At 63.4% G+C, this 14,417-nt stretch carries 13 protein-coding genes and 1 pseudogene; 6 read left to right on the forward strand and 8 right to left on the reverse strand.

Annotated features, from left to right (window positions below; genetic code table 11):
• Positions 1-167: 167 nt before the first annotated feature.
• The 4 genes and pseudogenes from RID42_03240 to RID42_03255 form a co-directional block, all read right to left on the reverse strand.
• Positions 168-839: a hypothetical protein gene (locus tag RID42_03240; GenBank protein ID MEQ8246671.1), complete on the reverse strand. Its 672-nt coding sequence runs from the start codon at positions 837-839 to the stop codon at positions 168-170.
• Between the two features lie 16 nt (positions 840-855).
• Positions 856-1,830 (reverse strand): tyrosine-type recombinase/integrase, encoded by a 975-nt coding sequence (locus RID42_03245; GenBank protein ID MEQ8246672.1) that lies wholly within the window; start codon positions 1,828-1,830, stop codon positions 856-858.
• 24 nt (positions 1,831-1,854) lie between these two features.
• A pseudogene (locus RID42_03250) lies at positions 1,855-2,121 on the reverse strand (Arm DNA-binding domain-containing protein).
• 258 nt (positions 2,122-2,379) lie between these two features.
• Positions 2,380-2,580, reverse strand: a complete 201-nt coding sequence (locus tag RID42_03255) for a hypothetical protein (GenBank protein ID MEQ8246673.1) — start codon at positions 2,578-2,580, stop codon at positions 2,380-2,382.
• A gap of 168 nt (positions 2,581-2,748) precedes the next feature.
• Between RID42_03255 and RID42_03260 the strand changes: the two genes are divergently transcribed.
• From RID42_03260 to RID42_03275, 4 genes are all read left to right on the forward strand, one after another.
• Positions 2,749-4,521, forward strand: a complete 1,773-nt coding sequence (locus RID42_03260; GenBank protein MEQ8246674.1) for a PAS domain-containing sensor histidine kinase — start codon at positions 2,749-2,751, stop codon at positions 4,519-4,521.
• Between the two features lie 93 nt (positions 4,522-4,614).
• The gene (locus RID42_03265; GenBank protein MEQ8246675.1) at positions 4,615-5,124 is read left to right on the forward strand and encodes a hypothetical protein; all 510 of its coding nucleotides are present in this window, start codon (positions 4,615-4,617) and stop codon (positions 5,122-5,124) included.
• Positions 5,125-5,283: 159 nt separating this feature from the next.
• A complete protein-coding gene (locus RID42_03270) occupies positions 5,284-5,673 on the forward strand; it encodes a hypothetical protein (protein MEQ8246676.1) in 390 nt (129 codons plus the stop codon).
• Positions 5,674-5,782: 109 nt separating this feature from the next.
• Positions 5,783-6,436, forward strand: coding sequence for a hypothetical protein (locus tag RID42_03275; protein MEQ8246677.1), 654 nt, complete (start codon positions 5,783-5,785; stop codon positions 6,434-6,436).
• A 121-nt stretch (positions 6,437-6,557) separates the two neighbouring features.
• Here RID42_03275 and RID42_03280 read toward each other — a convergent pair whose 3' ends face one another.
• Positions 6,558-6,698 carry a DUF3096 domain-containing protein gene (locus RID42_03280; protein ID MEQ8246678.1) on the reverse strand — a complete coding sequence of 47 codons (141 nt, stop codon included), beginning with the start codon at positions 6,696-6,698 and terminating at the stop codon, positions 6,558-6,560.
• A 48-nt stretch (positions 6,699-6,746) separates the two neighbouring features.
• Between RID42_03280 and mprF the strand changes: the two genes are divergently transcribed.
• Positions 6,747-9,338: a bifunctional lysylphosphatidylglycerol flippase/synthetase MprF gene (gene mprF / locus RID42_03285; protein MEQ8246679.1), complete on the forward strand. Its 2,592-nt coding sequence runs from the start codon at positions 6,747-6,749 to the stop codon at positions 9,336-9,338.
• A 336-nt stretch (positions 9,339-9,674) separates the two neighbouring features.
• Here mprF and RID42_03290 read toward each other — a convergent pair whose 3' ends face one another.
• The 3 genes from RID42_03290 to RID42_03300 form a co-directional block, all read right to left on the reverse strand.
• A complete protein-coding gene (locus tag RID42_03290; protein ID MEQ8246680.1) occupies positions 9,675-10,529 on the reverse strand; it encodes a universal stress protein in 855 nt (284 codons plus the stop codon).
• Positions 10,530-10,543: 14 nt separating this feature from the next.
• Positions 10,544-12,028: a SulP family inorganic anion transporter gene (locus RID42_03295; GenBank protein MEQ8246681.1), complete on the reverse strand. Its 1,485-nt coding sequence runs from the start codon at positions 12,026-12,028 to the stop codon at positions 10,544-10,546.
• Positions 12,029-12,204: 176 nt separating this feature from the next.
• Positions 12,205-13,185, reverse strand: coding sequence for a magnesium transporter (locus tag RID42_03300; protein MEQ8246682.1), 981 nt, complete (start codon positions 13,183-13,185; stop codon positions 12,205-12,207).
• A gap of 170 nt (positions 13,186-13,355) precedes the next feature.
• Between RID42_03300 and RID42_03305 the strand changes: the two genes are divergently transcribed.
• A complete protein-coding gene (locus RID42_03305) occupies positions 13,356-14,408 on the forward strand; it encodes a lipid A deacylase LpxR family protein (GenBank protein MEQ8246683.1) in 1,053 nt (350 codons plus the stop codon).
• Positions 14,409-14,417 lie beyond the last annotated feature (9 nt).

Consider the following 14,417-nt stretch of genomic DNA (forward strand, 5'->3'; position numbering starts at 1 on the left):
GACTCTTCGCATCCGACGAGGCCGGATCGAATTTCCTGTACTCGGCTTCATCATTCGTATTTCCCTCCATTCGCGCCGACATCGTCATTCGCCGGCCAACTCGAGTGGTGGAGGGTAAGGGCTATTGATGGGCGCCGTCCTTTCCAAAACTGTGTTGGAAAGGAACATCAGACCGTCTTGATCTTGAAGCCAACTTCCATTCTCGGTAGTGCCAGTTCTGGCGCAGTTCGCCACGTCGAGCCAGGATCAAGCACTGGGGCTCCCTGGCGGATCAGCTTTACGCCGGAGGTCCTAAGGTGCTCGGACACAGCGAGAAGTTTCGGGAGGTCGTCGAGGCGTCCTGGAAAGCGAACGTCGCTAGGGAAGTTTTGGCTCATGAATGAATACGCCGCCCAGATATGCGCCACCGTCCGGTATTCGATCCAGGCATCCCTGATCGTGCTAACTCCGATCCGATGAGCCGGGGCGAAATACTTTGTGACCTTTTCTTTCGCTTTCTCTGCCGATATCTGCCAACCCACCTCATCGGCGCCAATCAGTTCACTAAATACGGCACCTGCTGCAAAGCCGTGCATAAAAGCTCGCTCTGCCTTTTTTTCCATCATCTCACGCCTTGGCAGGCTAAGTGCTGTCTCGATTAATGCCGCGGCTTCCTTCGCATCGACCGGAAGTGCATCACCATCTTCGCGCAACTGCTCAACAGTGCGAAAAAGCATGCCCATAGACGCCGCATCGCCTGCGACCTTCATATCCATGGGCCAAAGCATTAGACCTTCGAGGTAGTACAACGCCCCCCACGACCCAATGTTTGCTGGCGTGATCGCAAGAATTTGGCTCACGTTCGATCTTTGCTCGTTACTCTCGGATGCCGCTTGGTGTGACCGACGGTCGGCCGAGCATCATTCCAAGTATATGACGCGAGACACTATCGGCGGCCATGATCAGCGCGCTATCAACATGATGGATATAGCCGCGCGTCGTACTTCCGGAGTGGTGCCCGAGTAGGGCAGCAATCGTCGGCTCCGAAAAGCCTAAATCATGTGCCTCACTGGCAAAGGAATGGCGTAGGACGTGGGGTGTGATTTCGGGCATCTCGGCGCGCCTGACGATGCGCTGCCATGCCTTGGGGAAACCCCCATAGGGCTTTTTGTTGCCCGTTGCAGGAAACATGTATCCACCCTTAATGTTTAGCTTCTTTAGCCGATCCATTGGAGCAGTACCAATCGGTCGAATACTCGTTCCCTCCTTGGAGTCAATTAGGTTAAGCACGTTCTGGCGTTTGTCGATCTCTGCCGGCTGGAGCCCGACCGCTTCGCCTCTCCGGCATCCAGAAAGACAGATTAGCCACGCGATCTCGATTGCGCTTTTGTTTTGCCCTTCCGACTCAGCGGAGACCAAAGCTCTCCCGAGATCCCGGTATTGGGAAGGAGTTAGTCTTACGGCCCGGCGATTATCTTCGAACCGCTCCGCTCCCCGCGCGGGGTTAGTCTCGATCACGCCCTCGGAAACGGCATAACTTAGGATACCGCCAAGCAAACCGACGGTTCGGCTTGCGGTTCCACGGCCTCCAGTGACGCGCGCTCGACCGCGCGGCTTCGTCCTAACGTCGGTCGCGGTCTTGCCCGATGCAACATCCCTAATGAACTTATTCACGTCGTGCTGGGCCAAATCGCGCACCTTCCGACTGCCAAGTAGCGGCTTAATATGACGCTCGATGCGGCCGCGGTCGGTCGCAATCGTGCTCGCCTTCTTTGGTCGACGCCGCTTGCCTCGGATCAGACCCTTTTCGACTGCGCTAAGGTAAATGTCGCAGAGTTCTCCTACAGTCATCGCCCTGCGCCTCGTCTGACGTTCTTCCGCCGGATCCCCACCGCGCGCGACTACACCTAGCGTAGCTCGCGCATCCTTCCGAGCTTGCTCAGGGGCCAGGACGCCGTGGCGACCTAACGTCAGACGACGCGACCTACCATCCTCATTCCGATATTGAACGAGGTATGAGACCGTGCCCGAAGGCTTGAGACGGACTCCAAATCCCCGCACCTCGTCGTCCCATACGACCGTGTCAGCAACCGGCTGGGTAGCAATTAGTTTATCGACATTGCGCTTGGTGATTTTCGCCATGACTCGCCGTGATAAGCACTGGGTAAGCACTGGGTAAGCAAGAACCAGCAAGAACGCGAAAACTCCGACGTTTACCACTGCCTTCCCAATCTCCCTAGGATGAAGAGAAGTTCGAGATCTGGCAAGCCAAGGATGATCCGGGTAAGCGATAGAAAGATATCTACTACTGCCCTCCGAAGGCAGAGGTCACACGTTCGAATCGTGTCGGGTGCGCCACCCCCCGATCCAATTCCCTACCCTGCGCCGCGTTCTGCGGGGTTAGCGGGCGCGTGTCGCGTTCTTGAGGGCGACGCCGATGTCGATGAGGCGGCGGTCAAGGTTGGCGAGACCTTCCGCCACATCGTGCAACGCGTCGTCGAGCGGCACATCGGCGGTGCGGCGAAAAGCGAGCCAGTCAGCCGACGCAGCCCGCGGGCCAGCGCCGTGGCGGCGTTCGGGAACGGGGCGCAAGATGGCCATGCGAGCAATCTAGGACGCCATTATGTCGGCACTGTGGCGCCGCTAGGTCGTCCGGGCGGGCCGGCCCCAGGGCGACCTATACGGCGCTCGCCCGTAGGCGCACCGGGGGATGGCTTCCGCGGCCCCATCAGCCTCCCGCTTGCGCGCAAAACGAGGTAAGAACGGGGAATGGCGGATGGTGGACGGTTTGAGACGCTGCTCGGGTTTGGGATACGGCGGCCCGCGGGGGACGTTGCCCGGCAGATTCTTGTCGACCAGGTGGCGATCGCGCGCCGCCAATACTTGGCGATCGGCGTCGCCGCCACGATCGGGACGGCGGTGGTGGTTGTCACATTCCGCGACATGGTCGCGCTTCATTACCTCTTGCCATGGGCGGCGATCGCGGCACTGACCGGTCTGTCCAGCATCCGGGCCGGGATCCGCCAGCGCCGCGCCGGCGAGCGCCAGCCGAAGGATGCCTTCGTCTCAGCGCGCAAAATTCTCTTCCGATCGTGGATTGCGGCGGCTTTTTGGGGCGCAACTTACTGTGTCGCCGCGGTCCTTTCTCACCGGACCGATCACGGCGTCCTCGCGGTGCCGGAACTGGTTGCACTGCTGTTCGCGGCCGGTACGGCGGCGGGGCTGATCGGCACCATGGGCATGATCCCGCTGTTGTGGGCTCCGATGACGGCGCTGATCCTGTTTCCGGTCGCCGCCGCCAACGCTCTGAGCGGACACGACGAAAGCGTTTTGGTGGCGATCGTACTGACGTTGTTCGTCGCCGCGCTCTTCTTTACCGGCGCCAACGCCCACGCGAGCTATGTCCGAAACGCTCACTTGCGCGATCGCGCCGCACGATTAGCCGCTGAGAAGACCGCGGTCGAAGCCGACCTCGCGCAGTTTTTCGAGCGCACCAACACCCTTATCGCGATCATCGAAATCGGCAGCGGCGGCCGGTTCGTCCGCGCCAATCCGATCTGGGCGCGAATCCTGGGCTACGCGCCGGCGGAGATCGTCGGGCGGTTGAGCAGCGAATTCATCCACCCCGACGACATGGAGAAAGCGCGCGCGGCGTTCGTCGAGGTCCAGGCGGGCGCCGACGTCAGCGGCTTGATCCTGCGCTACCGCAGCAAAACCGGCCCGTACCGCTGGTTGCAATGGAACGTGACCTACGACGCAGCGACCCGCCACGCCTTCTGCACCGCCTCCGACGTCACCGAGCGCGAACAGTCGCGCACCCTCAAGGAGCAACTCGTGTCCACCGTGAGCCACGAGTTGCGGACGCCGCTGACCTCGCTCAAGGCGTCGCTCGGCCTGTTGTCGGCGGGACTGGCGGCGGATTCGACGGCGCGCGACCGGCTGATCGAAATCGCCGACCGCAACGCCGACCGCCTGACCACGCTGACCAACGACTTCCTCGATCTCGAACGGCACGGCGCCACGCGCTATCTCGAGATCGAGGCCTGCGGCTTAGGCGAGATCGTCGCCGCCGCGGTGGCCGACTTGCAACCGGTGCTGGAACCGACCGGGGTGACGTGCGTCGTTCACGATGCAACGGACGGCGCCAAGGTGACGGGCGACCGCGACCGGATCGGCCAGGTAGTGAACAATTTGTTGTCGAACGCGTTCAAGTTCGCGCCGGTCAATAGCGAGATTCGAATCGACGTCGAGAGCCAGGGCGACGTCGCCCGGGTGGCCGTTGCCGACCGTGGCGAAGGCCTACCGCTGGGTACCGCAGGCTCGGTGTTCGAGCGCTTCGTACAGGTCAACACGCCCCGGCGCGGCGTCGGCGGCAGCGGACTTGGCCTCGCGATCTCGAAGGAACTGATCGACGCGATGGGGGGAACCATCGGCGTCGACAGCATCCCGGGCCACGGCGCGACATTCTTTTTTGAACTACCGCTCGCACCCGTGGGCGAGATGACCGCCGCCGAACCCGAGATGGACCATGGCCAATCTTGAGCACAACAAAGCCACCGGTGTCGCGTTCTACGAATTGATGTTCAGCGCGGCGCCCAACAACGGGATGTTTAGGCGGGTCGAATCGGAACGTTGATGGCGATGAAGAGAGACATTGCGGCATGGGACGGCAAAGCAACCGACCCGATCGCCGCGGTCTATGCGCGGCACAATACGGACAAAGGGTTTCTGGCCGAGGCGATTGCGCTGTGCGCCGATGCGGCGTGCGCCCGCGGCGCGACGTGGTTGTTGAAACGCTGGCTTGAGGACGGTCGCGGGCCGGTGGCGGCGGCGCTGACGCACCGCTTGTTGACGCACCTCGGCACCCTCGCCCACTGGGAAGCGAAACTGCATGTTCTCCAAGCGCTTCCCCATTTGACGATCGCCCCCGACGATGCGCCAGCGGTGGCCCGGTTCGTGGCGACCTGCCTTGGCGACGAGGCCACATTTGTGCGCGCCTGGGCCTATACCGGTCTGCACCAATTGGCGGTGCAACACCCGGCCTACCGCGAGGACGCCCAGCGTACTTTGGAGACAGCGATGACGGTCGCACAACCGGCTTCGGTCAGGGTGCGCATTCGCAAAGCGCTGGCAGCCGGCTTTTGAGAACAACCGCTCGGTTTCGCCGCCCAGAATGACAGCAGCGGCTCCGCCTGACGTGATTTGCCACGACAGGGCGCGAGCCACAAAGTGCGCTAGCGTCGCGGGAGCGGCATCGGCGCGATGCCGGGCATCGAATGGAATCTATTCGGGAGAATAATACCCATGGGTCGAGCGGCGAAATCGCGCATCGGGGCTGTTGTCGGCGCGCTGGTGGTGGTGGTCGGGTTTGCGCTGATCGGCGGGTCGCAGGCGTTGGGCGCGCATCCGTGGTGGGCAGTCAATGTCGGCTATATCGGCGGCGCAGCCGGGACGGTGGTATGGTTGGTGCTGGGTATGATCGGCCTGGGCCAGCGGCGGACCGCCTTCGCGGCGGCGGTCGTTCTGGTGGCGGCGGGCATTGGGACGTGGATCGGCAAGACCAACTTTGCCGCGTCCTACGCCGAGGACGCCCTGGCCGGACGCTTCTGGTATTACGGGTGGATCGTCGCGCTGGCGGCAGCGACGGTGCTGATTGCCGCGGTGCTGTACGCCATGGTAGCGCGCCGCGCCTGACGCGCGGGCGGCAGTGTGCCTATCTGGAATAAAACGTACTGCGGCTCCGTTAGCCGTTTAGACCGTCACGGGCGTGACGTCGCTGTTCTCCAATACGAAGGACCTTTCCATGAAGTCCGCTTTTCATATTCTCGCCGCTGTTGCGACGGTGGCGGTTCTCGCCGCACCGGCGCAGGCCCAAATGAAACAATCCCACGCACACATGAAGCATGTGATCACCTCGTGGAACGATACCCCCGACCAGGCCGGCTTGCTGCCGACCGCGCTTGAGGAACTGGAGATCGCGCAACAGCATGCGGCGCTGGCGTTGGCGAAGCCCGACGATCTGGCCTCGATCAAAATGCATACCGGCCACGTGATTCATGCGCTCGACCCGTCGGTCGAAGCAAAGGGGCCGGGGCGCGGCTATGGCGTGGTCAAGGCCGCAAGCGGCGCGGCCAAGCACATCGGCTTTGCCGCCGCGGCACCCGACGCCTCGGACGGGGTCAAGGCCCATGCGGTGCATGTGTCGGCCAGCGCCGAGAACGTCGTGACCTGGGCGGCGGCGGCGATCGCGCTCGCCAAGGAAATCCAGGCCTCGGGCGATGCCGCCGACGCCAAGGCCAAGGCAATGCGTCTGCAAGCCACGCTGGACACCATGATGACCGGCACCGACGCCAACGGCGACGGCAAGATCACCTGGGAAAAGGGCGAAGGCGGCCTCGACCAAGCCGCCGAACACATGGGCTTCATGGCCGACGGCGAAGAGGGCTTTTCGTCCTAACACCGCCTGCGTTCGTCTCGCGGCAAAACCCCGGCCCTGGCGCCGGGGTTTTCTTTTGGGGATTAGGGCTAAGTCTTCCCGCGTAGCATCCGACGTGCCGCTCGACTCCGCGGCGACGCCCTTACCCGAGGGCGATGAACAGACCGGCGGCGCCCGCGATGATAAGGTAGGTGGCGACGATATAGCTGAGCAGCGCTGGCCTTAGAAAGATCAGGATGCCGGCAATAACCGAAATGACCGACTGCCAAATGATCAGGTTCATGTGTGCCTCCTACCGTTATCCGTGTCGGCACACTATAGGAGAATGCTAATGCCGACGCCCGAGACCGGCGTCGACACCGCGCGCGACGGCGGAAAACCGCGCCTGGCACGGTTTCTCCCGCTGGTCAGCCTGGCCGTCTTCGCCGCCGGCATTTGGGTGTTGCACAGTGCCTTGGCGGGTCACGATATTGGTGAGATCGTCAGCGGCATCCTGCGCCATCCGCCGGGGCAAATTGTCCTGGCGGTGTGTTTCACGGGCGCGAGCTACACGTTGCTGATGGGATACGACTGGCTTGCGCTGCACCACCTCGGTAAATCGCTGCCGCTCGGCCGGGTCGCCGCAACATCGTTTGTCAGTTTCGCTGTCGGCCTCAACCTGGGCGCCGCCGCCCTAACCGGCGGGTCGCTCCGGTTGCGGATGTATGCCGCCGCGGGGCTCAGCGCGATCGAGGTCGGTGCCGTCATCGCCTTTCTGTTGCTCGCCACCGGGCTCGGCCTTGGAACCCTCGCCGGCGCCACCCTGTTGATCGAAACACCGGCGGTTTTCGCGGCAGCGGGCATCCCGCTGTGGTCGGCGCGGACACTCGGCGCCGTCTTCCTCGGTGCGGTCGCAGGTTATTTTGTCCTGGCGCTCCTCCGCCGCCGTCCGATCCGCATATTCGGCTATGAAGTCCGCGTCCCCGGTTTTGGAATTTCGCTCGCACAACTGACGGTATCGGTCGCCGATATCGGTTTCGCCGCCGCCGTTCTTTTCGTCGTGTTGCCGCCGGAGGCGAACCTTTCCTTTGTCGCCTTCCTCGGCCTCTTCGTCGTTGCCGCCACGGCCGGCACCCTGAGCAACGTTCCGGGCGGGGTCGGGGTATTCGAGGCCGTCATTGTGTTGCTGTTGCCCGCAGCGCCAACGGATGTGCTCTTGAGCGCAATGCTGACCTACCGCGCGATTTACTACTTCTTACCGCTCCTCCTCGCGGGCGGCCTCCTCAGCGTTCTCGAACTACGTACGGCCAAAGTTGTCTTACCGGTTCGCGTGGCGGGGACGCTCTTAGCTGCGCGCTTCGTCGCCCCCCAGGTCCTCGGCACGTTGACGTTCCTCGCTGGCGCGCTCTTACTGCTGTCGGGCGCGACACCGGCGGTGGCGACGCGGGTCGCGTTCCTGCGCGACGTGCTACCGCTGTCGTTACTCGAAATCTCGCACCTGCTGGCAAGCGCGGTCGGGTTCACGTTGCTGATCTTGGGCCGCGGTCTATACCGCCGTCTCAATGCCGCGTGGTGGCTGTCGATCGCTGGCCTTTCGGCGGGGGTAGCGCTGTCGTTGGCGAAGGGGTTCGATTACGAGGAGGCGAGCATTCTCGGCGTCATCTTGGTGCTGCTGTTACCGGCGCGGCGCGCGTTTTACCGGCATGCTTCGCTGATGTCGCCAACGTTGACGCCGGGATGGTTGACGGCGATCGCCACAGCGGTCCTTGCGTCGTTCTGGGTCGGCGCAGCGTCCTTTCGGCAGATTCCGTTTAGCGACGGATTGCTGATCGATTTCGCGTTCGCGGGCGATGCCGCGCGGTTCCTGCGGGCGTCGCTGGTCGTCGCCGCGGTGGCGGGATGTTTTGCGTTCTGGCGCCTGTTGAGCGGCGGCGCGCCGCGTCTCGCCGCCGTCGATGCCGCGAGCGAAGCGGCAGCCGCGGCGATCGTTGCGGCGTCGCCCGACCCGAACGCCAAGCTGGCCCTGACCGGCGACAAGCGATTTTTGTTCAGCGACACCGGCCGCAGCATGATCATGTTCGGTGTGGCCGGGCGCAGTTGGATATCGATGGGCGATCCCATCGGCCCCAGGGACGAGTGGGAAGCTCTGTTGTGGCGCTTTCGCGAGTTGAGCGACCGCCACGACGGCCGCATCGTCTTCTATCAAATCGACGAGGAGGACCTCGGGCTCTACGCGGATATCGGCCTGACCCTGCTGAAGATCGGCGAAGAAGCCGACGTTCCGTTAGCGGACTTTTCGTTGCAGGGTGGCGCGCGGGCAAAGCTTCGCCAGACCATGAAACGTGCCGGGCGCGCCGGCGCAACGTTCGCGGTGGCGATGCCGCCACATTCGCCGGCGTTCATGGCGGAGGTGAGAGCCGTCTCCGACCGCTGGCTTGCCGATAAGAACACCGCCGAGAAGGGTTTTTCGGTCGGGCGATTTAGCGACCGCTATTTGGCGGACCAGCCGCTGGCGACGGTCAAGGTCGGTGCGCAGACGGTTGCCTTCACCAACATTTGGACCGGTCGGGCCGGCGGTGAGTTCAGCATCGACCTGATGCGCCATACCCAAGATGCGCCCGACGGCATCATGGATTTTCTGTTCGTGTCGCTCATGTTGTGGGGAAAGGAGCAGGGCTATGCTTCCTTCAGCTTGGGCGTCGCGCCGCTCTCCGGCCTCGCAGTTCATCCCTTGGCGCCGACATGGCAGAGGCTTGGCGCCGCCGTCTATCGGCACGGCGAATATTTCTACAACTTCGAAGGACTGCGGCACTACAAAGAGAAGTTCGACCCGGTATGGCGACCGAAGTACATCGCCGCGCCCCCAGGGCTCGCGCTCCCGCAAATATTGCTCGACATCACGCGGCTAATTTCCGGCGGCGTCAGGGGGTTGCTGGTCCGCTAAGAGCTTGGCAGCCTGTCGATCTAAAGCGATTGGGTCATTAGAAACCCCGCCAACATCCAAAGAGATTGCACGGGGTTTCTCAAAGTCTGCGAGGGTTTGTGTGCCTCGCGCCCGACCTAAGGCCGGGCTATATGCGGTGGTCGTTCGTCGAGGGTCCCGTTCACCGGTGACTCGGGCCCCCCACGTTGTGCGGTGGAGTCATGCGTGCGCACCTCCTGTCCCTTCCACGGTCACCATGCACCGTGGATGTCGTTATGATCGCGCCGCGTGCGACGAAAATCAATTCACATTAAGGGTCAGGATAACTGACAGGAATTCGTTGCGCGCGATGGAAAGCTATCGCAGCAGCACGACCGGTATTTTGCATTCGCGCACCATCGCCGTTGTGGTCGAACCGATGATCAAACTGCGGATGCGGGAATGACCGTAGGCGCCCATGACGAGGAGGCCGATCCCGTCGGCCTCAACGGCTTGCGCGATCACCGATTCGGTGTGGCCCTGAACGATCGCGGCATCGACCGTGTAGCCGCTGGCCTTGAGGGTCGCCGCCGCGTTGTCGAGGCTGAGCCGGTTCTTCACGGTGTCCGAACCGACCATCAGCAAACGACACGCCAAATCCTTGAACAACGCACTGCGAGCGACGTGCCCGACCGCCCGCATACTGCTGGGACCGCCGTCATAGGCGATGAGAAAGCGGTCGATCGGTTTGAAGGCTCGCGACGCGACAAACACAGGCGCGGCGCAGGCGCGCACGACGCGTTCGAGGTTGGACCCGAGATGGAGTTTGGCGAAGTCCGCGGCCTCGCCGCGCTTGCCGATCACCACCATTTCGGTATCGGCCCCGCCGTCGGTCACCTCGTCGACGATGTCGCCGAGCCGTAGCCGCGTCGTTACCGCCGCGATCCCAGCGGCCGTAATAGCGGCTTGCGCGTCGTCCAAAATAGCGCGGCCGCGTTTGTGGGCGAGTTTGGCGCTCTGTTCGTCGTGGGCGCTGAGTTCTTCGAGGAGCGCGGTACGCGCGCCCAACGCGATGCTGCCCGACAGATTGGGCGAGGCGCCCGCGGTTTGGCGGCGCCCGAGGACGTGCAGCACATCGACCGCGCCACCGGTCCGCCCGGCAATCCAGGCGGCATGGCCGCACACGCTTGCGGCGTAGAGCGAGCCGTCGACGAGGGCGAGGATCTTGGTCATCGGTCGATCTTAGCCTAATGCCCCATGAGGCGCTCAAGTGCGCCGGGTTTGTCATGGATCGCGAGTTTGTCGACGATCGTCTCGCTGGCCTGGTTGATGCCGACGATGTCGACATCGGCGCCTTCGCGGCGGAACTTGAGCACCACCATGTCGAGCGCGGCAACGCTGGAAATGTCCCAGATATGGGCGTGGGTGACGTCGATCGTGACTCTGTCGGGCGCTTCGCGGAAATCGAACGCGGCGGTGAAGGCTTCGGCCGAGGCGAAGAATATTTGGCCCTCGACGACATAGGTGCGCGCCCGCCCGTCGGGCGACAGGGTCGAGGTAACGCGAAAAATCTGCGCGATCTTCCAGGAGAAGAAAATCCCCGACAGCAGCACGCCGACGAGAACGCCGATGGCGAGGTTGTGGGTCAGGACAACGCCGACGACTGTCGCCACCATAACGATCGACGACGAGCGCGGATGATGGCGCAGGTTCTTGATCGACGACCAACTGAACGTGCCGATCGATACCATGATCATGATCGCGACCAGCGCCGCCATCGGAATACGCCCGACCCAATCGCCTAGCACGACAATCATGAACAATAGGAACGCGCCGGCGCAGAAGGTCGATAGACGGCCCCGCCCGCCCGACTTCACGTTGATCATCGACTGACCGATCATCGCGCACCCGGCCATGCCGCCGATGAACCCAGTGGCGGTGTTTGCAATGCCCTGACCGATGCATTCGCGGTTCTTGTCGCTGGGGGTGTCGGTGAGTTCGTCGACGATTGACGCGGTCATCAACGATTCGAGCAACCCCACTGCCGCGACCGCTGCCGAATAGGGCAGGATGATCATCAACGTCTCAAGGTTGAATGGAATTTGCGGGATGAGGAAGATCGGCAGCGTCGAGGGTAGTTCGCCCAGGTCGCTGACGGTGCGGACATCGAATCCGAACAGCATCGCCGCGGCGGTCAGCAACAGGATGCAGACGAGCGGCGACGGGATCGATTTGGTCAGTAGTGGAAACAGGTAGATGACCGCTAGCCCCGCCGCGACCATGAGATAGGTCAACCACGGCACGCCGATCAGTTCAGGAACTTGGGCGAGGAAAATAAGGATCGCCAAGGCGTTGACGAAACCCGTCATCACCGAACGTGAAACAAAGCGCATCACCATGCCGAGCCGCAGGATCCCGGCGGCAATTTGCAACAACCCCGCCAAGACCGTGGCGGCGAGCAGGTACTGCAGGCCGTAGTCCTTGACCAGGGTCACCATCAGCACGGCGGTGGCGGCGGTCGCCGCCGAAATCATCCCAGGTCTGCCGCCGGTGATGGCAACCAACACGGCGATGGAGAAGGACGCATAGAGGCCGACCTTGGGGTCGACCCCGGCGATCACCGAAAAGGCGATGGCTTCGGGGATCAATGCCAGGGCAACAACCAGTCCGGCGAGCAGGTCGCCCCGGATATTGCCGATCCATTGATCGCGGTAGGCGGCGAGGAACGTCACGTATGGAAACTCCCGTGGTCGCGCGGCGGGCACACACCGTCCGCGGCGCGGCGTTCTGTAAGACGTAGAGGGATCGGGGATGACTGCCGTCGGCAGGCCGTCGGCGGTCGCGGCGGCCACCATAGGGGGCCACCGTGCTGCAATGCAACATTGGTCGTTGAGGGAGCCTAGGCCGCCTAGAGTACGATTTGGGTCACCAGCACGAAATAGATGAGCAGGCTGGCGACGTCCTGGATCACCGTGCAGACGGGGCCGGCCCCCAGTGCTGGATCGAAGCCGAGGCGTTGGAACGTCCAGGGCAAGCTGAACCCGACCACCGCCGAAACGGTGCCGGCGGCGAGGACGGCGATACCCACCGCGACAGCCAATGCGCCGTCGCCCAGCAGGGCGAAGGCGGCCAGCGCTGAAACCACCCCAAGTGCCGCACCGATGGCGCCGCCGATGATCGTTTCATCGCGCACCAGCACCGCGATCGGGACCGCGCCCAACGAAAGACCCCGCACCGCGACCGAGACCGCCTGGCTGCCGATCGCGCCGGCGATATAGACCAACGCCGGCACGAAAAAGGCCACCGACAGGTTCACCATCATTGCTTCTTCGAACCGCGCCATCACCACCGTGACCAGCGACGACGCGGCGAGCCCGAACAAAAGCCAGGGCATGCGGCGGCGGAAGCGACCGCGGAGCGGTTCGTCGAGCGCGTAGGCCGTGCCGTCTTCGTGCGGCACGATACCGGCGAGGCGCTGCAGATCTTCCGTATGCTCGTCGCGCAGAATTCTGAACAGCGCCTCGGGCGGGACTGCGCCGATCAAGCGGTCGTTCGCATCGACCACCGGCACCACGATCATGCCGTAATCCATCGCCAACGCCGCGACGGCCTCCTGGTCGGCGTCGGCGCGCACCGAATCGTGCTCAGGCTCCATGATGTCGCCAATGACGCGCGCCCCGGCCGATAGCAAGTCGTTGATCCGCACGATGCCTTCGAGGCGGTTGTCGGAATCGGTCACGAAGACGGTGTCGGCGCAGGCGAAATGCCGCCCGCGCAAATCGGCGAAGACCTCGGCCACGGTCGATGCGCGGTGGGCGACCGGAATGTCGGTCGTCATGTGCGCGGCGGCCGAGTCAGCGGACGCTTGGGGTGATTCTGCCAGGGTCATGGCGCGGGCTCCGGTGCTGCAAGACGGCGGCGCGGCGCTTGGGAATCGCCGTGAGGATACGCGGTGGATTGTCTGCCCTGGGCGATGCTCTGCCAATGCCCCAGGTCAATCGGCGTGCAGCGATCCGCGTTCGGTGTATGGTGCGCTCCCCCGTTCAAGGAACCGTCACGATGATCGCCGCGCCCGCCCTATTGCGTTTTGTTGCCGCCCTGGTTGCCGGGGCCGGGCCGGTCTTGGCGCAGGGCTGGGCCCTACCGGCGCATGCGGCCGAGGCCGGCGAGAAGGACAAGCGCACCGTGACGGTGGTGCTGGAGAACGACGTTTTCTACAACACCGACCGGCATTACACGAACGGGGTGCGGGCGAGTTGGGCGGGGAGCGTCAACGGTGCGCCGGCGCTGGCCCGGACGATCGCGGGTTGGGTCCCGTTCTTTCCCAAGTCCGGCGACGTTCACACGCTCTATACGTTGGGCCAAAACATGTACACACCCAGCGATATCACGCTGGAGTCGCCACCCCTGAACGACCGGCCCTATGCCGGGTGGCTGTACGGCGCGGTCGGGCTTGTGAAGGAGACCGACAAACAGCTCGACCAGTTGAACCTGTCGCTTGGCATCGTCGGACCGTCGGCCTTTGCCGAAGATGTTCAGAAGTTCGTGCACCGAGTCATCGATTCGAACAATCCCAAGGGGTGGCATGCGCAGCTCGGCAACGAACCCGCGCTGTTGTTGTCCTATCAGCGGAGCTGGCGCGAAGTCATCAGCCGGCCCGTCAAGGCGCTGACGGTGGATGTGACCCCGACGCTGGGCGCAGCGCTGGGCAACGTGTTCACCCATGCCAGCGCGGGCGCGACGGTGCGGCTTGGCAACATCGTGCCGCTGGGTACCGGAAACGGCGAGCGACCTTTGGATTTCGGACCGCCGCGGATTCAACCGAGCGCGCCGGGGTCAGGCTTTTTCTTTTCGAGCGAACGTTTCACTTGGTACCTGTTCGCCGGTGTCGAAGCGCGCGCGGTAGCGCGCAACATCTTCCTCGACGGCAATACATTCGGCCACAGTCGAAGTGTCAATTCGGAGCCGCTGGTCGGCGACGCGCAATTCGGCGTCGTCGCCGCGTGGCACGACTGGCGCGCAAGCTATACCCACGTCCTTCGCACCCGCGAATTCACAGGCCAAAGCGAACGCGACGACTTCGGCGCGTTCAGCGTTTCGGTGCGGTTTTAGAGCGCCGTC

This window comes from Alphaproteobacteria bacterium (assembly GCA_040216735.1).
In the GTDB taxonomy this organism is placed as follows: Bacteria; Pseudomonadota; Alphaproteobacteria; order SHVP01; family SHVP01; genus CALJDF01.